General features: G+C 41.8%; 16 protein-coding genes. 9 read left to right on the forward strand and 7 right to left on the reverse strand.

Annotated elements, in window-relative coordinates; translation table 11 throughout:
- The first annotated feature begins 367 nt into the window (after positions 1 to 367).
- The 8 genes from F0226_RS19525 (at position 368) to F0226_RS19560 (ending at position 11,575) form a co-directional block, all read left to right on the forward strand.
- Positions 368 to 2,083, forward strand: coding sequence for a sensor histidine kinase (locus F0226_RS19525; protein ID WP_171737212.1), 1,716 nt, complete (start codon positions 368 to 370; stop codon positions 2,081 to 2,083).
- Positions 2,080 to 2,772, forward strand: a complete 693-nt coding sequence (locus tag F0226_RS19530; protein ID WP_171737214.1) for a response regulator — start codon at positions 2,080 to 2,082, stop codon at positions 2,770 to 2,772. The genes F0226_RS19525 and F0226_RS19530 overlap by 4 nt, the downstream gene beginning before the upstream one ends.
- Positions 2,773 to 3,073: 301 nt before the next feature.
- Positions 3,074 to 4,576, forward strand: a complete 1,503-nt coding sequence (zwf, locus tag F0226_RS19535; RefSeq protein ID WP_171737230.1) for a glucose-6-phosphate dehydrogenase — start codon at positions 3,074 to 3,076, stop codon at positions 4,574 to 4,576.
- A complete protein-coding gene (pgl, locus tag F0226_RS19540) occupies positions 4,573 to 5,307 on the forward strand; it encodes a 6-phosphogluconolactonase (protein ID WP_171737231.1) in 735 nt (244 codons plus the stop codon). Before zwf ends, pgl begins: the two co-directional genes overlap by 4 nt.
- Before the next feature lie 29 nt (positions 5,308 to 5,336).
- Positions 5,337 to 6,785, forward strand: a complete 1,449-nt coding sequence (gene gnd / locus F0226_RS19545; RefSeq protein WP_171737216.1) for a decarboxylating NADP(+)-dependent phosphogluconate dehydrogenase — start codon at positions 5,337 to 5,339, stop codon at positions 6,783 to 6,785.
- Positions 6,786 to 7,079: 294 nt separating this feature from the next.
- On the forward strand, positions 7,080 to 7,844 hold the full coding sequence (locus F0226_RS19550; protein ID WP_171737217.1) for an efflux RND transporter periplasmic adaptor subunit: 765 nt from the start codon (positions 7,080 to 7,082) through the stop codon (positions 7,842 to 7,844).
- A gap of 10 nt (positions 7,845 to 7,854) precedes the next feature.
- Complete coding sequence (locus F0226_RS19555) at positions 7,855 to 10,857, forward strand: efflux RND transporter permease subunit (protein WP_171737218.1); 3,003 nt, start codon at positions 7,855 to 7,857, stop codon at positions 10,855 to 10,857.
- A 307-nt stretch (positions 10,858 to 11,164) separates the two neighbouring features.
- On the forward strand, positions 11,165 to 11,575 hold the full coding sequence (locus F0226_RS19560) for a VF530 family DNA-binding protein (RefSeq protein ID WP_171737219.1): 411 nt from the start codon (positions 11,165 to 11,167) through the stop codon (positions 11,573 to 11,575).
- Positions 11,576 to 11,736: 161 nt separating this feature from the next.
- Here the strand turns inward: F0226_RS19560 and F0226_RS19565 are convergent, their stop codons facing one another.
- From F0226_RS19565 to F0226_RS19580, 4 genes are all read right to left on the reverse strand, one after another.
- Complete coding sequence (locus F0226_RS19565; RefSeq protein ID WP_171737220.1) at positions 11,737 to 11,928, reverse strand: hypothetical protein; 192 nt, start codon at positions 11,926 to 11,928, stop codon at positions 11,737 to 11,739.
- 181 nt (positions 11,929 to 12,109) lie between these two features.
- Positions 12,110 to 13,261 carry an HD domain-containing phosphohydrolase gene (locus F0226_RS19570; RefSeq protein ID WP_253820873.1) on the reverse strand — a complete coding sequence of 384 codons (1,152 nt, stop codon included), beginning with the start codon at positions 13,259 to 13,261 and terminating at the stop codon, positions 12,110 to 12,112.
- A 338-nt stretch (positions 13,262 to 13,599) separates the two neighbouring features.
- On the reverse strand, positions 13,600 to 15,339 hold the full coding sequence (locus tag F0226_RS19575) for a methyl-accepting chemotaxis protein (RefSeq protein ID WP_171737222.1): 1,740 nt from the start codon (positions 15,337 to 15,339) through the stop codon (positions 13,600 to 13,602).
- A 334-nt stretch (positions 15,340 to 15,673) separates the two neighbouring features.
- The gene (locus F0226_RS19580; protein WP_171737223.1) at positions 15,674 to 16,507 is read right to left on the reverse strand and encodes a sulfite exporter TauE/SafE family protein; all 834 of its coding nucleotides are present in this window, start codon (positions 16,505 to 16,507) and stop codon (positions 15,674 to 15,676) included.
- A 194-nt stretch (positions 16,508 to 16,701) separates the two neighbouring features.
- Here F0226_RS19580 and F0226_RS19585 point away from each other — a divergent pair, with 194 nt between their 5' ends.
- Positions 16,702 to 17,619: a dienelactone hydrolase family protein gene (locus F0226_RS19585; protein WP_171737224.1), complete on the forward strand. Its 918-nt coding sequence runs from the start codon at positions 16,702 to 16,704 to the stop codon at positions 17,617 to 17,619.
- A gap of 105 nt (positions 17,620 to 17,724) precedes the next feature.
- Here F0226_RS19585 and F0226_RS19590 read toward each other — a convergent pair whose 3' ends face one another.
- The 3 genes from F0226_RS19590 to F0226_RS19600 all read right to left on the reverse strand — a co-directional run bounded on the left by F0226_RS19590 (position 17,725) and on the right by F0226_RS19600 (position 21,036).
- The gene (locus tag F0226_RS19590; RefSeq protein WP_171737225.1) at positions 17,725 to 19,245 is read right to left on the reverse strand and encodes a tripartite tricarboxylate transporter permease; all 1,521 of its coding nucleotides are present in this window, start codon (positions 19,243 to 19,245) and stop codon (positions 17,725 to 17,727) included.
- Positions 19,246 to 19,254: 9 nt separating this feature from the next.
- Positions 19,255 to 19,752, reverse strand: a complete 498-nt coding sequence (locus tag F0226_RS19595) for a tripartite tricarboxylate transporter TctB family protein (RefSeq protein ID WP_171737226.1) — start codon at positions 19,750 to 19,752, stop codon at positions 19,255 to 19,257.
- A gap of 312 nt (positions 19,753 to 20,064) precedes the next feature.
- Positions 20,065 to 21,036, reverse strand: coding sequence for a tripartite tricarboxylate transporter substrate binding protein (locus F0226_RS19600; RefSeq protein ID WP_171737227.1), 972 nt, complete (start codon positions 21,034 to 21,036; stop codon positions 20,065 to 20,067).
- Positions 21,037 to 21,472 lie beyond the last annotated feature (436 nt).

The raw sequence follows: 21,472 nt of genomic DNA on the forward strand, positions 1-21,472 counted from the left end.
GCTACTTTGTTAATCCGCCTTAGAGCCTATGAATAAGGTTTTAAAAAAAGTGATTAACAAGTCATGCAGCAATGAATTTCTTTATCTGTACGTATTATAATCGTATTTATTCTAATCGACCTAAAAAAGACCTAAAACCAAAGTGATCTAGCTCAATAAATAACCATATCAGTTTGCATCTAGTTGCTTAAGTTCTAAAAAATCATATTTTGCTCAGTAAATTTAACAAATATGCGAGTAACACGGATATTCTATTAATAAAACAGTAAATAAATTATCAGCGTAGTAGTCACAGATATAAAACCACGATAAGACACAAGTGTTAACTCAGTGTTAACTTTACATGACTGGTTTATAGGGCAATTTTATGCAGTGGCGAAATATTAGCTTTCGAAAGCGTTTATTGATCATCATGACTTTGACTGGGCTAGTTGAGCTTTTGATCTTATCTGGTGCTGGTTTCGCTTACATTAAAGACTCTCAAGAGCAAGAAATGGGCTTGAAAGCTTTAGGCGTTGCAGAGTTCCTATCTAATTCAAATACCGTCATCAATTTTATTGAAGAGAATAAAAACTCAAGCCTAGAAATCGGTCTTAGCCATACTCTCCTTGCTGAAAATGAAGTTCAGCAGCGCTTTAGAAACTTAACTCATTTAATTGGTGCCGCATTTATCGTCATCGGCAATGAACAAGGTATTCGCTTAGTTCATCCTATTGATCAACGGCTAGGAAAGCCAATGCGAGGCGGGGATAACCAGAAGGCATTAGTGCTTGGTGAGTCTTATGTTTCGGTCGCTCAGGGGTCACTCGGCATTTCGGTTCGTGGCAAAGCGGCAGTTAAGGGTGAAAACGGACAAATCATTGGCGTAGTTTCCGTCGGTTATTTGCTTGATTCACTGCAAGACAGAATAGAACCCTATTTAGCTTTTCTTATATTAATGGCATTGCTGGTGGTCGGAGTGAATGCTGTCATTTCAAATTATGCTTCTCGCCGTTTCCAAAAAGCAATCTTGGGTTTTGAGCCTGAGGAAATTGGCCGCTTATATGTAGAGCTTGATGTCACGATGAGTACCCTCAAAGAAGGCATTTTAAGTATTGATGCTCATGGTGTGCTTCGTTCAATTAATAAAAGTGCTTGCCAGATTTTAAGCGTAGATCGTGATTCTGCATTGAATAAACAACTTGCTGATGTATTACCTGGGAGTGATTTAGGGGATCTGTTAGTAAGCGGCGAGTCTGACCATGATATCGAACTATTTCTGAATAATAAGCGGCTGATTGCCAACCGAAGCCCAATTGTTGTGAATGGAACCGTGGTTGGGGCGGTGTCGAGTTTTCGATTACGTGATGAAATAAACGAATTAACAGAGCAACTATCTCAAACTCTCGAATATGCAGATTTACTGCGATCTCAAACTCATGAACACAGGAATAAACTCAATACAATCAGCGGTCTGGTGCAAATGGGTGATTTAGAATCGGTTCAGCAGTTAATCGGTCAAGAAACCGCGCACTATCAAGTACTGATCGAGTTCTTACGTGAAACGGTCAAAGACCCTTTAATTGCAGGGATGTTATTAGGGAAAACAGAACGTGCAAGAGAAATTGGTTTAGAACTAAAAGTTGAAGAAGGCTCGCGATTAGAAGCTTTACCAGCCTGGCTGAACTCAGATGATGTTGTGACTATTTTAGGTAACTTAATTGATAACGCTTTTGATGCAACGATGACCGCAATAAAAAATGAAAAACATATCGCGTATTCAAGACGGATTGTAGAAGTGTCTGTTAGTGATTTTGGCAATGAAATAATTTTAGAAGTGGATGATAAAGGGTGTGGTTTACCTCATGAATTTTCTGAAGAGTCATTAACGGATAAAGGCGTTTCAAGTAAGGCAAAATCAAACCGCGGAGTGGGGCTGTACTTGATAAAACAACTTGCAGATCGTTATCACGGGCAATTGGAAATGATAAGTAATATGGAACATGGAACAAGAATGACGGTTTATTTACCAAAAGAAGATATTTTTGCGCAAAGAGAGAACACGTCGAGTGAGCATTCTTTTGAAAAAGGAAAGCAAAAATGAACACGTTAACCAGAGTGATGATCATTGAAGATGATGTAGCGATTGCAGAGCTTCATCACCGATATTTGTCTCAAATGGACGGGTTTGAAGTCATTGGTATTGCGACGACACAAGCTGAAGCTGAAATTCAGCTTGATATACTTAAGCCAGACTTAGTCTTGTTAGATGTGTATCTACCTGATGGTTCTGGCTTAGATATATTGACTAAGGTTCGAGGCTCAAATCAAGGTTGCGATGTTATTTTGATCACGGCTGCGCGGGATGTTGAAACCCTTCAACATGCCATGCGAGGTGGGGTGGTGGATTATTTACTCAAGCCGGTAATGTTTCCTCGTCTTGAGGCTGCTTTGAAAAAGTACTTATCTCAGAGAGAAAATATTGATAACGCTTCAAATCTTGACCAAGGGTTAGTGGACAAAATGCTTCAATCTTCAACGCAGCCCGATAGCGCACAACATGGGCGTCTACCTAAGGGGATTGATGGTGTGACCCTTGATAAGATCCGACTACTTTTCGATCATGGTGATTTTAAGCTCACGGCTGATGAAGCTGGAGAAAAAATAGGGGCAAGCCGAACCACTGCTCGGCGTTACCTTGAGTATTTAATTACGGCCGGTGAATTAGAGGCTGATCTAAACTACGGGACAGTAGGTCGCCCTGAACGCTGCTACATGAAGTTAATCCGATAGAGTACGATTTAACTGCTCATCTCCTTTCATAATCCTCCTCACTTTTTTGCCAGTATTAAATAAAATACTGGTGAAATGAGTCAATATTTAATCGATTGCCTTCACAGCGGTTGATGTAAATCAAATTGTCGTAGACAATACCGACCCGAATAGAGGTGATAGATTTCACCCCATTTACCAAACACATTTCTAGGTTAATAGGCATTTACTATTGATATAATAGTTAAGACCTATTATCTATTTTCGTATGTCGCTGATACTTTTAGCGAATACTAAAAACCTTGTTTTTATAGGAAAGATGATGGTAATACCTGAAAACAGCAGCATCGTAATTTTCGGTGCATCGGGAGATTTGACCTACCGAAAGCTGATCCCTGCTTTATATCACCTATACGCGAACAATCAGATGCCAAAATCTTTCGCGATTTTAGGTGTTAGTCGTACCGATTACAGTGACGAATCTTACCGCGCAAAATTAAAGCAATCACTTCAGGATATGGAGAAAACAGAGCCTGAGATTCTGAATGCTTTTATTGATCACCTGCACTATCAGGCTATCAATACTTCTGATGTTGAAGATTACGCACGTCTAGCAACCCGTTTGAATCAAATTGAGAAAGATTACCAATTTGAAAATCACAACACGTTGTTTTACTTAGCAACACCACCAAGTCTATACGGTGTGATCCCAGCAAACCTTGCAGCGCATGGTCTGAATGATGAATCAAATGGTTGGCGACGTCTTATCATTGAAAAGCCGTTTGGTTACGACTTGGCTTCAGCTCAAGCGTTAGATGAAGAAATCCATCATCATTTCCAAGAACACCAAATCTACCGAATTGACCACTACCTAGGAAAAGAGACAGTACAGAATCTGCTTGTATTGCGCTTCTCGAATGCGATGTTCGAACCTTTGTGGAACCGTAACTTTATTGATTACGTTGAAATCACGGGTGCGGAATTCCTTGGTGTTGAAGAACGTGGCGGTTACTACGACGGTTCTGGCGCTGTGCGAGATATGTTCCAAAACCACTTGCTACAAGTTCTAGCAATGGTTGGTATGGAGCCACCAGCGCAGATCAACGCTGACTCTATCCGTGATGAAGTGGTTAAAGTACTTCAGTGTCTTAAACCTCTTGAAGAAGATGACCTACGTAAAGACTTGGTTCTAGGTCAATACACGGCATCCGATGTTCGTGGCCAACATCTGCCAGGTTACCGTGAAGAGAACGGTGTAGCCGATGATTCACGTACAGAGACTTACATTGGTCTGAAAGCGCATATCAACAACTGGCGTTGGAATGGCGTGCCTTTCTACGTGCGTACTGGTAAACGTTTACCGACTCGTGTGACTGAAATTGTGATTCACTTTAAGAACACACCACACCCAGTGTTTGGTCAAGATGCGCCTGAAAACAAGTTGATTATCCGCATTCAACCGGATGAAGGTATTCAAATGAGTTTTGGTTTGAAAGAACCTGGTGCTGGTTTCAAAGCAAAAGAAGTGAAAATGAACTTCTCTTACTCTGATTTACCAGAAACTCAGATGCTAACGGCTTATGAGCGTCTTCTTCTTGATGCATTAAACGGTGATGCAACTCTGTTTGCCCGTACCGATGCAGTAGAAGCATGTTGGAAATACGTTCAACCGATTTTAGATTTCAAACAAGATCCTCAAGCGCTCTTTGGCTATGCTTGTGGTACTTGGGGTCCTCAAGAAGCCGATGATCTTCTACAAAGAGATGGTCGTGCATGGCGTTTCCCATGCAAAAACTTAACAGACACGGATTACTGCGAATTATGATCAATCACAAGATCTTTGAAACGCCTGAATTGGTTGTTGAAAACTTAGCAAATGAAATGCAAGCGTATAGCGAGCAGGGTAAACCTGTTCATATTTCTCTTTCTGGTGGCAGTACGCCAAAAATGCTTTTCAAGCTTTTAGCGGAAGCGCCATACGCGGAAGGTATTCAGTGGAATAACCTTCACTTCTGGTGGGGTGACGAACGTTGCGTGGCGCCGGATGATGCAGAAAGCAACTTCGGCGAAGCAAATGCGCTGTTGTTTTCAAAACTAAGAGAATGTTCTCAAGTAAACTTTCCTGCAGAGAACGTGCACCGTATTCGTGGTGAAGACGAGCCTAAAGCAGAAGCTGAGCGTTTCGCAAAAGAAATGGCAGACGTTATTCCAACTGAAAACGGTACGCCTATATTCGATTGGATCCTGCTAGGTGTTGGCGCAGATGGTCACACTGCTTCACTATTCCCGGGCGTGACTAATTACCAAGATGAGAACCTATCTGTACTAGCTTCTCACCCTGAGTCGGGTCAGATCCGTGTTTCTAAAACAGCGAAAGTTTTAGAAGCCGCTAAACGAATCAGCTACCTAGTGCTTGGCGCAGGTAAAGTTGAGATCGTTAAAGAAATTCATACAACTCCTGCTTCTGAGTTGCCTTACCCGGCAGCAAAAATTCAGTCTAAGACTGGTGAAACAGAGTGGTTCCTAGATTCAAATGCAGCAAGTGCTATCGCGTAATTGCGAATAGCCGCAAGGAGATATAAATAATGAAAGGTGATATCGGTGTAATTGGCCTAGCAGTAATGGGTCAGAACCTTATCCTAAACATGAACGACCACGGCTTCAAAGTTGTGGCTCACAACCGTACTGCTGCAAAAGTAGACGAGTTCCTAGAAGGCCCAGCTAAAGGTACTAACATTGTTGGTGCTTACTCTCTAGAAGAGCTAGTTGAAAAGCTAGAAGCGCCTCGTAAAGTAATGCTAATGGTACGTGCTGGTGACGTTGTAGATACGTTCATCGACAAGCTTGTTCCACTTCTAGACAAAGGCGACATCATCATTGATGGTGGTAACACTAACTTCCCAGACACTAACCGCCGTGTTGCTGCTCTTCGTGAGAAAGGTATTCACTTCATCGGTACTGGTGTTTCTGGTGGTGAGGAAGGCGCTCGTTTCGGTCCTTCTATCATGCCAGGCGGTTCTCCTGAAGCTTGGGAAGCGGTTAAGCCTATCTTCCAAGGTATCTCTGCGAAAACTGACGTGGGTGAGCCTTGTTGTGATTGGGTTGGTAACGATGGTGCAGGTCACTTCGTTAAGATGGTTCACAATGGCATCGAATACGGTGACATGCAGCTTATCACTGAAGCATACCAGTTCATGAAAGACGGTCTAGGTATGAACCACGACGAAATGCAGGCTGTATTTGCTGACTGGAACAAAACTGAGCTAGACAGCTACCTAGTAGAAATCACTGCTGATATCCTTGGCTACAAAGATGAAGACGGTGAAGCGCTAGTTGAGAAGATTCTAGACACTGCTGGTCAAAAAGGTACGGGTAAGTGGACAGGCATTAACGCGCTAGACATGGGTATCCCACTAACGCTAATCACTGAGTCTGTATTCTCTCGTTGCCTGTCTGCACTTAAAGACCAACGTGTTGAAGCTGAAAAACTGTTCGGCAAAACTGTTGCTCCAGTTGAAGGCGACAAGCAAGAGTGGGTTGATGCAATCCGTCAAGCTCTACTTGCTTCTAAGATCATCTCTTACGCTCAAGGTTTCATGCTAATGCGTGAAGCGTCGAACGAAAACGGTTGGGATCTAAACTACGGTAACGTTGCTCTTATGTGGCGTGGCGGTTGTATCATCCGTTCTGCATTCCTAGGCAACATTCGTGATGCTTACGAAGCGAACCCAGAGATCGCTTTCCTAGGTTCAGATGCATACTTCAAAGGCATCCTAGACAACTGTATGGTTGCATGGCGTAAAGTTGCAGCTAAGTCTATGGAATCAGGCATCCCAATGCCATGTATGACTTCTGCACTAACGTTCCTAGACGGCTACACTACAGCGCGTCTTCCAGCGAACCTACTACAAGCTCAGCGTGACTACTTCGGTGCTCACACTTACGAGCGTACTGACCGTCCACGTGGTGAATTCTTCCACACAAACTGGACTGGTACAGGCGGCGACACTGCTTCAACAACTTACGACGTATAAGCGTGAGTTATAAAGCCAGTCATTAAGACGTATTAATTAAAAAGGATGCCATGTGGCATCCTTTTTTGTTTGTTGTGCTTTATAGGCGTTATGCTCATTCCTATCATTCCTATCATTCCTATCATTCCTATCATTCCTATCATTCCTATCATTCCTATCATTCCTGCAATGTATTTTATCTCGCCTACTAAATATCAATAGCTTACCATTGATGAAAGTCCCGTATGGTATACAAAAAATTCACGCTCACTGCATTAATCTCTGTAATAAATAGACTCTTTCGGAGATTAAAATATGAAAAAATTAGCAGTGTTCTCGGCTATGGTGACCCTATCCTTCCCAAGTAGTTATGCATTGGCAGTTGACTTAATTGGTCATGCAACCGCACAAAAATTTCAAAATGTGGTCGCTCAGGTGAGTGGTGTGGTTGAAAACAAGCCATATCAACTTGGTGAGCCTATACAGAAAGGCCAGTCTCTTATCGTTCTTGAAGACAATGATTTTGTTCTAGAGGTGAGTCGCCAAAAAGCGAACCTAGAATTGGTCAAAGCCGATCTCAAAATTAAAAGTAGTATCTATAACCGTTATAAAGAACTAAGAGCAAAGAAAAGTTTGTCGCAGCACGAATTAGATATCTCATTAGCCGATCTACAAGCAGCAAAAGCTAATGTGAAGTTGGCACAAATCGATTTAGAGCAAGCGGTAGACAACCTTGAACATACTCAAATCAACTCTGATATTGATGGTTACATAGTAAAACGTAGCGTAGAGCAAGGTTCTTGGGTAGAGAAAGGCAACCTGCTTTACAGCGTGGCTGATGTAGAAAATATTATCGTTCGTTTGCTTGCCAGTGAGCATGATCTTACAGAGTTGTCTGTTGGGCAAGAGCTTACCGTGTGGAGCGATGTTAATCCTAATATTAAGGTGAAATCTAAGATTAAGCGTATTGGAATAAACCTAGACCCTACATTATTGGCTTACCCAATCGACATTGAAATTCCTAACGGTAATAGCCTCATCAAACCGGGAATGTCTCTTCATGCAAGTACGACAAACTAAGGAGTAGTTTATGCGACATATTATTAGCTACTTTGCTGCGCGGGGTTTTCTAGCCCGTGTGATCACCATGATGGTATTTGCGGTTGGTCTTGCGTCACTAAGTATCATTAAAATGCAGGAAGATCCGGAAGTTGCCTTTCCAGAAGTGGAAGTGGTGACTCATTACCCGGGCGCATCGCCACAAGATATTGAACTGAATATCACTAACAAGATCGAAAAAGAGCTACGCGGTGTACAAAACATCCGTGAAATGACTTCGGAATCAAAAGAAGGTACTTCTTTAATCTTGCTTGAAGTCGATGAAACAGCCGACATTGCTGACGTCGTACGTAAAATTCAGCAAGCGGTCGATCGTGTAAGCGGCTTACCGAAAGACATTTCAGATCCCCCGTTAGTGCTTCAAGAGAGTACATCGTCATTCGAGGTGTTGCGCTTTGGTGTCACAACAACGGGCACTTATGCTGACTTACAACAATATGCGCGTCAGCTAGAAAAGCGTGTTAAATCGATTCCTGGTATTGGTACCGCAACGATGTCTGGCTTTCGCGAGCGTGAGTTCTGGATTGAAGTAGATCCCAATAAAATTGGTCGTTATAACCTAACGTTTGATGACATCATGACATCCATTAACAGCCGCAACTTGTCACTTTCTGGAGGTGTGGTTGAGTCGTGGAAGTCAGAGCACCGCTTGGTCACTCTGACGCAAGTGACGAGTGCAAAAGAGTTAGAAAAAACCATTATTCGAGTATTGCCTGATGGTGGTTTAGTTCGTGTGAGTGATGTTGCAACTGTGACCGATGGTTTCGAGAAAGCGACGGAATACGGCATGATCAATAACGAACAAGCTATCTTGTTCAACATAACCAAAACAGCGAATGCCGATGTTCGTACCGCAATCAATGCGGTGCTGGCAACGTTAGATGCAGAACGTGAAAAGTTGGGTGGGAAGTTCGAATTTCACACCTCAATTAACCTAGCAAAAGACATGCAAGAGAAGTTCTCGATTGTTGCAAGCAACGGTGGAATTGGTCTTCTCTTAGTGCTTGTTGTGCTTGGTCTTGCATTGATGCGTCAAGTGGCTTTCTGGGTTGCTGTTTCTATTCCTTTCTGTATTTTTGGCGTGCTGGCTCTTATTCCAGGAATGGGAATGACGCTAGATGCCATTACATTGTCTGCGCTACTGCTTGTTATCGGCATTATTGTGGATGATTCAGTGATTGTTGCTGAAAGTATTTACAGTGAGCGTGAAAAAGGAGCTTCCCCACTTGAAGCTGCGATAGAAGGCACGCTAAAGGTATACAAACCGGTACTAGCAAGTTTAACGACGACAGTGCTTGTGTTTATCCCAATTTTCTTCATACCTGGTGAGCTAGGTATGGAAATCGCCGTGATCCCGCTGACGGTCATTATGGCTTTAACCTTCTCTTGGTTTGAATGTACGGTGACGTTGCCAGCTCACTTAGCCGACGCAATGAAAAAGCCGACGCCAAAAACCAAATCAACGGAAGTAATTAATAAATTATCAGCGCGCTATGAGTTGATTCTTGCAAGTGCTTTGAACCACAAGTTTAAAGTGGTGTTATTGGCATTGGCGGCGTTAGGTGCTGGTGGTGCGATCATCACGACGATGAGGCTGGACTTTTTCCCAGCCCAAGCCGCCAAGTATATTGAAGTGTATACCGAGGTAAAACCGGGCACACCAATGGATAAAGTACGTGCTGCACATAAGCAAATAGAGGAAGTGATCAGTGCGCTACCTGAATCGGAGTTACTTAGCTACGAAATGACCTACTCAACACCAGTGAGCAAAGGGTTAATTAACCTAACGAATGCAGAAGATAGAAACAGAACGGCGGATGTGATCGTAGATAGTTTGCGAGAGCAGTTAGCTGATAACACCTCTGTACCTTTCATTAAACTCTCTGTCGATGCGGGTGGTGAACCTCTTGGTGAACCCGTAGAAGTTCGTGTTATTGGTCAGAATAAAGAGTCTCGAGATCAAGCAGTTAATGCGGTCTCTGAGTGGCTAGCTAATTATGAAGGTCTGAGCCATGTTACTAATAATGAAGAGCTTAAAGATCAGCAGCTTGAAATTGTCCCTCAGTATGAATGGTTAGCGCGCTACAACTTAACCGTTGATGATTTAGCTACGACCTTGCGTATTGCCTTTGACGGTGAAAAAGTATCAACGACGTGGATTGGTGACGAGGAAGTGGGTCTGCGAGTCATACTGACCGAGCAATATCGTAACCTTGAAAAACTTCGTAATACTAAGATCTACACTGCTGATGGTACTCAAGTTCCATTGAGCCGCTTGGCACATGTACGATACACTCAAGCTGAACGTATCATTTTGCACTTTAATGGTGACAGACAAGTGATTGTGACAGCACAAATCGGAGGTGAGCAACTGGACCCTGATGACATTACCGATGAGCTATGGACTGCCGTTAAAGATAAGATCAGTGCAGATGTCACACTTGATATTGGTGGTGAAGTAGAAGCTGCGGAAGAAACACTAGGGGGCATTGTGGTTGCATTCCCTGCGGCAATTTTGGGTATTTACTTTGTACTGGCCATTATGTTTGGTTCACTTCTTCAACCACTGCTGGTTATTTCAGTTATCCCATTCGCTCTAGTGGCATCTCTGTCAGCGCTATTCTTACACATGCAACCCATTTCTTTATTTGCATTAGTCGGTGCGTTAGGAATGTGTGGGGTAGTGGTCAACAACTCATTGGTGTTGATTGTTCGGATTAATGAAATGAGAGAGAAGGGGCTTGAGGTTTCTCAAGCGGTGATAGAGGCTGCTAAAACTCGACTAAGACCGATTCTGTTAACATCGATAACAACAGTCGTTGGCTTGTTACCGCTTGCTTATGGTATTGGTGGAGCAGATGTAAATATGGGACCAATGGCATTGACGTTGGGTTATGGTTTGTTGTTCTCTGTCCCTGTCGTTTTGTTTATTGTTCCTTGTTTGTACGTGTTAACGTCAAGGCAGAAAAAATAAGCGTAAGTATTACTTAGCGATTTAGAAAGCGAAATTATTAGAGAGGGCATTGCAGCCCTCTTTTTATGTATAAACACTCGACACAAATGAATTTTGTTCACGGTTGATGGAAATAGAGCCGTTTAACCGTATTAACCGAAATATAAAGAGCGCAGAGTTAGGATACTGACGTGCTTTATGCCATCATAAAGGGAGTGATAGGGGAAATGGACATCCCTATAGAAAATTATTGGTAAGCATTATTGATGATGGCGTACCAAGAGAAATTCAGAGCCTAACTCGGTTTAGGTTGTGAAAAGGTAAAGATATGACTGAAGAAGAAAGAATTGAACTGCAACAAAATAACCCTTTGCATGGCTTAAAGCTTGAAACCTTGATCACAGAGCTTGTTGATCACTATGGTTGGGAAATTCTAGACGCTGCAATGCGCATGAATTGCTTTAATACAAAACCAACTGTGGCAAGTGCGGTTAAATATTTGAAGAAAACAGAATGGGCGAGAGAGAAAGTAGAAAACTTCTATCTTTATCGCTTCAAGCGTATGCCAAAAGCTTCGGATATTGAATATCAGATGCCACCACGTTCACGTACATTCCGACATGGTCTAGAGCCTCGTGAGCCAATGGAGTTAACGGTCGAGTCAATCCTTGCTTCACAAGCAAAAGCGGCTTCTGCATTTAAAGAGCGTAAAGGCAATGGTCGTAATTTCCGCCGATAGTGGGAAAATACCGAGTTATTTATACAAAGGAGCGTATTCGCTCCTTTGTTGTTTCTGGAAGGGTCGTGAAGCGATTCTACTTGTTGATTGACGAATTTAAGCGCTCTCAAGTGCAGTAAACAAGAGCGCTAAACATCTTCAGAGTGTTACGTATAGACACATTAAGCTTGGCTGTCTTTCAGGCGCTTTTTCCAGAGATCGACGCCATAAATGATGGCACTGACTACAAGAAACATCGCTGATACAAAAAATAACGCTGGCATTTTTAGTATCCACGCAAAGGTTGCAGCAAGAAAGGCGACAAATGAAATGAGTCGACTTGATGACATGATATGACCGAGTTTTTTATTCATAATGCCCCCTGATTTATACTTTTTTCAACACAACTAGTATTGCATTTTTGATTGAAAATTAAGCTAAATTGATCTCAAAAAAGATGATTTAGTGACCCGTTTCAAAAAGCTAGAGTGCGTATTCTCTGTTCCCTGTCCCTGTTTCATTATTCAGCTTTACGATCTTGCCTTGACCAAATGCTTAAGCCATTGGTGAACAGAAAGCTTCACCTGAGTCGGATAATTCTTTTCTAATATCCATAAACGATTCAAAGTTGTCTCTAAGCGCAGCTACACAATCTGGGTCAAAAAGTAGACCATTTTGTGTCTCGATATATTCCATCACTTGTGAAACCGACCATGCGTGCTTGTATGCTCTTTTGCTCAGAAGAGCATCAAATACATCAGCTAAAGTCACGATACGAGCTTCCAAAGGAATCCTATTTTTATTTAAAGCATCTGGTAAACCTTGACCATCAAATCGTTCATGGTGATGACGAATGATGTTTTTAATGAACTGTACTTCTTCCGTTGTGATTGAATGGTTGTCTGACAGGTTCACCACATCATTAATGATCTCTTCGCCATGGAGGGTATGGTTGTTCATTATTTTACGGTCTTCATCGGAAAAAACTTTTGAACTAAAAAGAACATGGTCAGGGACTCGGTACTTTCCAATGTCATGGAAAGGTGCGTATAAGCGGATACGGTGTATAAACTGATGAGTAATATCACCTTTAGTCCCAGATAAAATACGGGCAAGCAACTCACTGTACCTTCCCATTCTGGTCAAGTGTTCTTTCGTTTCGGGATCACGGGAATGACCCATGTTGAGAGCTACAGCTAAAGAAGATTGAAAGTGCTTTTGGTTTTCATACTGTAGAACCAGTAAATTAGTGACCAATTGGGTAAAAAAAGCGATATCACGTTGGGCGTTATATTCATTGAAAAAGCCACAGCTAGACGCGTTAATGAAAATAAAACCAATGTGGATGCCACGGTGGTTTATAGGTGTGGTGTAACTACTTTTATGTCCAAATTCAATTAACTGTGCAAGTCGTTTAGTGGGTGGTACTGATGTTAAGTCATCAATAACTCGGACGTTAGGTTTGCTGTACATTTTAAAAAGTGCAGAGCGATTAGTGATCTCTTGTTCACTGCAATCTTGTTTTTCATTGGGGCAGAGGTGGTCTGAAACAAAGTAGTTAGAGGCTTTATTATCTCCAGAAAGTACCACTGAAAAACGTGATAGTTTTGGGTAATACGAACGGGCGAGATCAAATAATTCACAAAGTATGATGGGAATCTCTTTGTCTTGAGCCGCGATTTTACTGAGCGTAGGGTAGTCAAACATGTCGCAAGCCAACCTTTATTTATTGTTATATGTCTATTTCAACTGAAATTTTTGTTTCTCAAAAGTAAGAATCACAAAGATATCAATGGTGTTATTTAAATGTAACCAAAAAGTATTATAAGTCTCTATAACATCACTTAATTTATGGTTATTGCATTGTGTTTTCAGTAGATTTGTTAGCTAAGTCTATATGTATCTAAATGCTTAAAAATAAAAACGCCATCAATGATTGATGGCGTTGGAAGGCGATTTACTTAAACTGCAATTTTTTATGTAAATAACTGATGAATAAGATGTTTAACCATATAAATTTATTATGATTAAGTGTGTTCTTGTCTTTATTGAACTTTGAAGCGACCTACAACATCGGATAGGTTGCTTGATGTTGCTCTTAGTTCGTCGCTAACTGAAGTTGTTTCGCTCGCATTGGCATTAAGTTTTTGAATCATCTCCTGTATCGCTGCCATGTTACGCGTTACTTCGCTAGTCACTTGGCTTTGCTGCTCTGCTGCTGTTGCCATTAGCGTGTTCAAATCGTTAATTTCCACAACAGAACCTGTCACCACATTTAGAGAAGACATCACTTGGTTTGTTTTTTCTGCCGTCTGTTCGCAACTTGTTTGGGTCGTAGCCATTTCAGACACTACGTTATCCGTTGTTTTGTGCAGTTTCGCTAACATCTCATTAATCTGTGATGTGCTTTGCTGAGTTCTAGCGGCTAATGCTCTTACTTCATCGGCTACTACTGCAAAGCCTCTTCCTTGCTCACCTGCTCGGGCAGCTTCAATTGCGGCATTTAATGCAAGTAGGTTAGTTTGCTCGGCAATGTCGCCAATAACTTGTAATACGCTGCTGATCTGTTTTGTGTCGTCATTCATGGTGCTGATAGTGAGAGACATAGACGCCACTTGATCCATTAGAGACGAAACACTGGATACTGCGTTCGTGACCGTATCTTTTGAATCACTGGCGTTAGAGCTTGTGAGTTCAGTAAGCTTAGCGGCGTCGTTTGAGCTTTCAGCAATTGAGCTAGCGGTTGCACTCATTTCTTCAATAGCAGCGATGGCTTGTTCAGTTTCGACAGTATGGCTATTCAGAGTGGAAACATTTGATTTTGATTGCTGTGAAAGTTGACTTATGGCGGCATCAATTTGTGCTGAGGAGTCGAGTACTTCCATAAACATTGATTGTAGTTTTTCAATGAATAGGTTGATGGATGTTGATATTTGACCAATTTCATCTTTAGAAACGACTTCTAGACGTTGAGTCAGGTCACCATTACCTTGTGATAAATCAGCTACAACGGCTTTTAAGTTCAAGAGTGGTTTGAACGCAATGCTTAACAGTACAATGCTGATTGCGATAAAAATAAGCCCGCAAACAATCAGAGCCAAAGTAATCATTTGGTTTAAGCTATCAGTATTCTGCTCGATAAGGGTGGTATCGATATAACCATTTAATTGCCATGTTTGCCCACTGAATTCAACGGTGTGGTACACAGGAATGACTTGGTCACTAACCTTATTAGAATAGATAGTGATGTTGTTGTCTGATATTAACTCGGCATAGCTTCCTTCTATTGAATATTGGCGAATAACATCTGCAAATTCTTGCAAATCAATCTCGAAGAAATCGACAGAATCATCGATACGCTTGATAGATATTGTGAGGGTCGCAGAGTCACCCTTGAGAGACACAGGGCTAACGACGGTTTTATCACTGTGATTTTCGGCTAAATCAATAAAGACTTGAGCGTCGCTTTCTTCCATATTGCCTGAATCATCAAAAGCGTATCCATTTACAATTTTAACGACTTGATTAAATCCGGATCGTTCTTTTGTTTCTGAAATATCCATCATGCTGAAGTTAAGGTTTTCAGCAAGGGCAACTTTACTTTGAAGTTCACCTGTCAGCTTCTGCTGCATCAAGTTGATGTTGTGGGAGATATTTTTGGTGTCAGACTGGTAAATATAGCCACTGATAAAGTGATTTACGCTGAAGTAAGAGACAAGAATTGTGAGAGTAATGATTGAAACGATAAGAGTGATAATCTTATTTTTAAACGATAGGTTTTTCATGACACTTTACATCCTTAAAAGTGAGCAGATTCAAAATAACCATAATGTGTAATGATTTGATTTAGAACGGTGTGTATTTTTTCACACCAGTTTATAAAAGCAGGCGTAATAGTATGCCACTCTCATTGATTTGGTTAGATAAATGTAAAATATAGATACAAAATTAGTGGTTTCTTTGATGTCAGTACAACCAAAGTCACATTTATGATTAGTTATTAAGCAGTTAAGCAGTTAAGCAGTTAAACAGTTAAACAGTTGCGATTGGGAATTATTTCACATGCTTAATAAGCCAATAAGCCAATAAGCGAGTAGCCTCTACTTCACCACCGTCAATCTAGTTGCTGATGATATAGGTCGTATAAAAAAAGTAGAAAGTGATCATTACACTTACGATGATGACGGTCTTTCTCACATACCGCTCTGGGATGTCTCGCGAAATTTTCGCAGAGTAGTACCCTCCGACTAATGTGCCTAATAAAACGGCAATGCCAGAGCTCCAATCAATAGAACCATTGATCACAAAAAAGATAATGGCAGCCAGTGAAGCACTAGCGGACACTAATAATTTAATGCCATTCATAACGGTTAAGTTAGTGTATCCAGCAAGCGCTAAATAACTCAGGGTCACAATCCCTAAGCCTGCATTAAAATACCCGCCATAAATACAAACCGCCAATAGTAGTAACCCTGTAAAGAACACTCCGGCATGGGTAGCGCTTTTATGTTTACTGGTCGCATTCTTCAATACTTGATTGAGCTTTCCCCCGAATGTAAAAAGGATGGTTGCAAATAGAAGTAACCAGGGAATGGATTGTGTGAAAACAGTCTCGGGTGTGTGTAATAGTGAGAAAGCCCCAATCGCACCACCTATAACGCTTAATACAACTGTTTGTGTTAACCGAGATTTGTCTGACATTATTTCGTTTTTAAGTGCGTAAGCACCACTCAAATAACCAGCACAAGATGAAAAGGTATTGGTAGCGTTTGCCGCGATAGGCGAAACGCCTGCAAACAATAAAGCGGGAAAGGTGATAAAACTTCCGCCTCCAGCAATAGAGTTAAGCACTCCACCAAAGACGCCAGCAGTAAATAAGATGATCCAATCGAACATTGTTAACGAATCGAATAGCGTTAACCAATCAACAAGTGTTGACCAATCTAATTGCATTGAGCTTCCTTTCTCTTTGGATAAATTATTATCGGAATTCTGACCACATTATCATTAAGAGGCTATTCTGTTTACTAAAGATATGAACTTTAGTGAGGGTAGTTCCGTATAAAAAGGTAGTGTGAGTATATTTTTTCAGCATGCTTTATACATAAAGACCAACAATTTCGATTCATCGTGACAAGGGAATGACAATGACAGAATCCACTTTTAACGCTAATACACCGAATAAAACTAGACCAATTCCGCAAGAAGCATTTGACTGGTATGACGAATATGCTCATGGGGTGATTGACCGAAGAGAATTTATGAGACGTTTAGGTGGGCTAGCAGTCCTTGGTTTTACCATGACAACGCTTACTAGTGCCTTAATTCCAAATTATGCATTGGCAGAGCAAGTTTCATTCAATGATCCATCGATTACTGCCAGTTACGCAAAGTTCTCATCACCTAAGGGGCATGGAGAGTGCCAAGGATATTTAGTGCTGCCAAAGGGGCTAACCGATACTGCACCCGTAGTGTTAGTTATTCATGAGAACAGAGGGCTAAATCCATACATAAAAGATGTAGCAAGAAGATTAGCAGCTAAAGGATTCATTGCTTTCGCGCCTGATGCTTTATACCCACTAGGCGGCTACCCTGGTAATGATGATGAAGGTCGCAGTATGCAAAAAGGTATGGATAAATCCAAACTTGAAGAAGACTTTATTGCCGCTGCCTCGTTTTTAAAAGAACACGAATTAAGTAATGGAAGCTTAGGTGCGGTGGGTTTTTGTTATGGTGGATATGTGGTGAATATGCTTGCTGCGACAATCCCTGATAAGTTGGATGCTGGCGTGCCTTTCTACGGGACCCCTGCAGCCTCAGAAATACAAGATCAAGTTAAAGGACCATTAATGCTTCAGTTTGCGTCACTAGATAAGCGAGTAAATGGCACATGGCCGGATTATGAGAAGCGCTTAAAATCCAATAATGCTGATTTTGTGGCGTACATCTACGATGATGTAAATCATGGTTTCCATAATGACTCTACAGGGCGTTATGCAGAGGAAGAAGCTGAGTTAGCTTGGAGTCGAACATTGGAGTTTTTCAAAAAACATTTGCACGCTTAATTCAGTATTAAAAAGCCCTAGCGATTGAGTTCGCTAGGGCTTTCGATTATTTAGCTTGTTAGCTCATTTAGCTAATAAGCTATTTGAGTTGTGCGGGCTCAATAACTAAGCTTCAACGGGCTTGGCTTTAAATCGTCTGAACAATGTCATTAACACTGGGCTACTTAGGACTAATACAGCCAACACGGTGAAGGTCATCGTAATTGGACGCTCCCATAGGAAGCTAAGTTCGCCATCTGCAATCATCAGTGCTCGCCTTAAGTTTTCTTCCATCAAACCACCTAATATGAAGCCTAATAACAGTGGTGCGAGAGGGAAGTTAGCAAGCCGTAATGCTATAGCTGCCATTGCCACGATAAGCATGATGAATACGTCCATCGTGTTGAAAGAAACTAAGTACACGCCAGTAATCGAGAAGAATAAGATCATTGGAAGCAGCACGGTTCTTGGGACTGCCAGAAGCTTAGAGATATACGGAATCAGAGGTAAATTCAGAATCACTAGCACAATGTTACCGAAGTACATGGAAATGATAACAGACCAAAATACGTCTGGATGCTCAACGAAAAGGCGAGGACCAGGCTGAATCCCATAAGCGATAAGTGCACCTAACATGATAGCTGTAGTGCCAGACCCTGGAATACCCAAAGTAAGTAAAGGTACAAATGAACCACTTGATGCGGCATTATTTGCCGATTCTGGTGCGACTAAGCCACGAATACTGCCTTTACCAAACTCTTTTTGTTTATCTTTTGGTGCCAAGCTTCGTTCCATGCCATAGCTCAGGAAAGCCGCGATAGTTGCCCCCGCGCCCGGTAATACACCAGTAAAGAAGCCAAGAATCGAAGAGCGAATAGAAACGGGTGCCACTTCTTTAATTTCTTCCTTCGTGACTTTCATACTTCCTATATCAGCCATTTTTTGGCTTTCTTCGCCGCTGGTGTCTTTTTCCGGTTTCAAAATCCCCATTAATGTCTCACCAAGTGCAAATGTTGCCATTGCTAATAACAAGAAGCTAAAGCCATCCATTAAATCAGTCAGACCAAAGGTAAAGCGTTCTACGCCTACACCTTTGTCTATACCAACGGTTGAAAGCATCAACCCTAAAATAGTCATCATCCACGCTTTTACAACTTGCCCTGGTCCTGCAAATGCTGCAACAGCAGATAGACCAAGTAACATAAGCGCAAAGTAGTCTGATGATTGAAAACTCAGGGATACACTAGCCAAAGCCGGAGCCGCAATAAGCAGCATAATGGCTGAAAGCGTACCTCCAGTGAAAGAAGAATAAGCGGCGAGGGCTAATGCTTTACCTGCTTGTCCTTTTTGAGCCATTGGATAGCCGTCAAAAGCGGTTACCACAGTTGATGAACAGCCAGGCGCATTAATCAATATCGAAGATGTTGATCCGCCAAATACTGCACCGTAATACACACCTGCCATTAGGATTAAGCCCGAAGATGGATCCAGACCGTAAGTAATTGGGATCATCAACGCAATGGCTGAAATAGGCCCAAGACCTGGCAGCATTCCGATGAAGGTTCCCACAAAACATCCGACGATCACCATCATGATGTTCATTGGCATTATGGCGGTAGAAAGCCCTTGTAAAATTCCGTCTAACATAATGTTTCCCTACCAAAGAGTGAAAATTAAGCCAGGCTCTAAATAAATATCTAAGCCTTGAGTTAAAAGAAGATAAAAACCGATCACAAATGGGAATGAAGCACCAAATAAAATGGGTTTGCTACGCTCACCTAACAGGTAGAAGCCAGACATTAAGAAGAACCCTGTAGAGAGTACAAACCCGATGTAAGTTAGCCCCAGCCCGTAAAGAGCCATAAGAGATAAGAAACCAATGAGCAGTTTCCAGTTAAATTCGGTGACAGCGCCGCTGTCTTTGTTTTCTTGACCTGTAACGAGTAGTAAAAGCGATAACGCTATTCCGGCAAAGGTCAGTAAAGTCGGCAAAGTTCGAGCCGTAAACGGTTCATATTCGTCGCCAGGGAAAAGAGGAATGAGAGTAGTTTGGTAGCCATAGCATAGGCACACCAGCAGGAATATCATTGCGCCGACACGATCTCGACATAACAAGTAATCCTTACTTAAAAAATTGGTTGGCGAATCCGACATATCCAACTCCGTTTGAAAGGTAAAAAAGAAATAAAAAACCGTACATAAGCGAGTTAATGAGAAAAATCGGGATCATTAACAGAAGGTAAGAAGCTTGCTCCCTATTACCTTTCGCCAAACGCCGATAGCGGTTGATGTCGAAGGCTATTGTTGCCAATAACTATTGATATCGATAACTATCAGGTGTGACCAACGGGTAACGGTTGAGGAAAGACGACTCACTAATAACAAAGGAGTTTGGGTTTGCACTCATGTACGGCGAAACTGTTTAATCAGAGTAGGGCTGCGATTAACAGCCCTGTGAATTGTGTTTTACTTTAAGAAGCCTAATTCACGCATCAAATCACCCATTTGTTGTTCTTGGTCTTCAAGGAATGCGTAGAAATCTTTGTCAGCCTTGTAGTTATCGATCCAACCATTACGGTCACGAACAACTTGCCACTCATCGGTTTGGTACATCTTATTCAGAGCTTGGTTCCACTCATCAATTTTTGCTTGGCTAGTGTTAGGAGCAGCAAAGAAACCACGCCAGTTAGCGAAAACGGTTTCATTACCATATTCAGTTAGAGTTGGAATGTTTGGTGCAGCATCAAGTCGTTTAGGTGCCGTTACTGCCAGTACTTTTACTTGACCAGATTTAGACATTTCTAGAACTTCACCTAAACCAGTTGAAAGAAGCTGAGTTTCACCTGAAAGTAGAGCTGCCATTGCTTTGCCACCGGCATCGTATGCAATGTAGCGAACTTTTTTAGCATCAAACCCTTCGCCTTTGAACGCTGCTGCAACCACTAAGTGATCCATACTGCCACGAGCTGAGCCTCCAGCAATTTTCACTTTACGAGGGTTAGATTCGAATTCTGTAACCACATCTTCCCATGTGTTGTATTTCGAATCTGCAGACGCCACGATAGCGCCATAGTCAGCAATAGTAGCGGCTACGGGAGTTAAATCTCGGAAAGATTGGGGAAATATTCCGGTAAGAGAGCGCACGACGATAGGCGTAGAGTTCACCATTAGCGTGTCCTCTTGACGTTTTGCGGTTTCAATCAGGTGGGCAATTGCTTTACCACCGCCGCCACCAGACAAGTTTTGGAAAGAGACGTTTTCGACGATGTCAGATTTAATCAGTACATCACCAGTGCCTCGTGCTGTCATATCCCAACCACCGCCAGCGCCGCCAGGGATTAAAAAGTGGATTTTTTCAACATCTGCAGCAAAAGAGCTAAGTGAGAATGTAGCTGCGATGATTGAAGCGGCGAGGGTAGGTTTTAGTGCCTTAAACATGATTCACGTTCCTTATGTAGGTGTCACGGTTCATTGACCGAGGCTTATATTTGTATAGTTCCAGCTGAGTAGGCTCAGTATTGAATAGGGACTTTCCAGTAAGTTTGGAAAAGTTCAGCACCATTCAGCGGATGAGCTAAAGTTAACGTGATGTTACGAGCCTGTCTTTAATATGGTGATATTGAGAATAAAGAACATAAAGTAAGTTTTGTGCATAAAGTTCACAGGTGTTTACTAAGTGCTAGTAATGCCAGATAAGTGGTTCAAGCTCTTGGATAAGAGATAAGAGATAAGAGATAAGAGATAAGAGATAAGAGATAAGAGATAAGAGATAAGAGATAAGAGATAAGAGATAAGAGAAGCTTGAGATGAAAAGAAAAAGGGATTAACTCAGATAAGACTGGTTTGAGAGTTCAATGTAAACGCACCACTGTAG

It is taken from the genome of Vibrio sp. 99-70-13A1, assembly GCF_013114625.1.
In the GTDB taxonomy this organism is placed as follows: domain Bacteria; phylum Pseudomonadota; class Gammaproteobacteria; order Enterobacterales; family Vibrionaceae; genus Vibrio.

Coding starts and splice junctions, on each gene's coding strand:
- F0226_RS19575 (WP_171737222.1), bottom strand. CDS start 15,339: ATGAAAAACCTATCGTTTAAAAATAAGATTATCACTCTTATCGTTTCA.
- F0226_RS19530 (WP_171737214.1), top strand. CDS start 2,080: ATGAACACGTTAACCAGAGTGATGATCATTGAAGATGATGTAGCGATT.
- F0226_RS19550 (WP_171737217.1), top strand. CDS start 7,080: ATGAAAAAATTAGCAGTGTTCTCGGCTATGGTGACCCTATCCTTCCCA.
- gnd (WP_171737216.1), top strand. CDS start 5,337: ATGAAAGGTGATATCGGTGTAATTGGCCTAGCAGTAATGGGTCAGAAC.
- F0226_RS19560 (WP_171737219.1), top strand. CDS start 11,165: ATGACTGAAGAAGAAAGAATTGAACTGCAACAAAATAACCCTTTGCAT.
- F0226_RS19600 (WP_171737227.1), bottom strand. CDS start 21,036: ATGTTTAAGGCACTAAAACCTACCCTCGCCGCTTCAATCATCGCAGCT.
- F0226_RS19570 (WP_253820873.1), bottom strand. CDS start 13,261: ATGTTTGACTACCCTACGCTCAGTAAAATCGCGGCTCAAGACAAAGAG.
- F0226_RS19565 (WP_171737220.1), bottom strand. CDS start 11,928: ATGAATAAAAAACTCGGTCATATCATGTCATCAAGTCGACTCATTTCA.
- F0226_RS19590 (WP_171737225.1), bottom strand. CDS start 19,245: ATGTTAGACGGAATTTTACAAGGGCTTTCTACCGCCATAATGCCAATG.
- F0226_RS19555 (WP_171737218.1), top strand. CDS start 7,855: ATGCGACATATTATTAGCTACTTTGCTGCGCGGGGTTTTCTAGCCCGT.
- F0226_RS19595 (WP_171737226.1), bottom strand. CDS start 19,752: ATGTCGGATTCGCCAACCAATTTTTTAAGTAAGGATTACTTGTTATGT.
- F0226_RS19585 (WP_171737224.1), top strand. CDS start 16,702: ATGACAGAATCCACTTTTAACGCTAATACACCGAATAAAACTAGACCA.
- F0226_RS19525 (WP_171737212.1), top strand. CDS start 368: ATGCAGTGGCGAAATATTAGCTTTCGAAAGCGTTTATTGATCATCATG.
- F0226_RS19580 (WP_171737223.1), bottom strand. CDS start 16,507: ATGCAATTAGATTGGTCAACACTTGTTGATTGGTTAACGCTATTCGAT.
- zwf (WP_171737230.1), top strand. CDS start 3,074: ATGGTAATACCTGAAAACAGCAGCATCGTAATTTTCGGTGCATCGGGA.
- pgl (WP_171737231.1), top strand. CDS start 4,573: ATGATCAATCACAAGATCTTTGAAACGCCTGAATTGGTTGTTGAAAAC.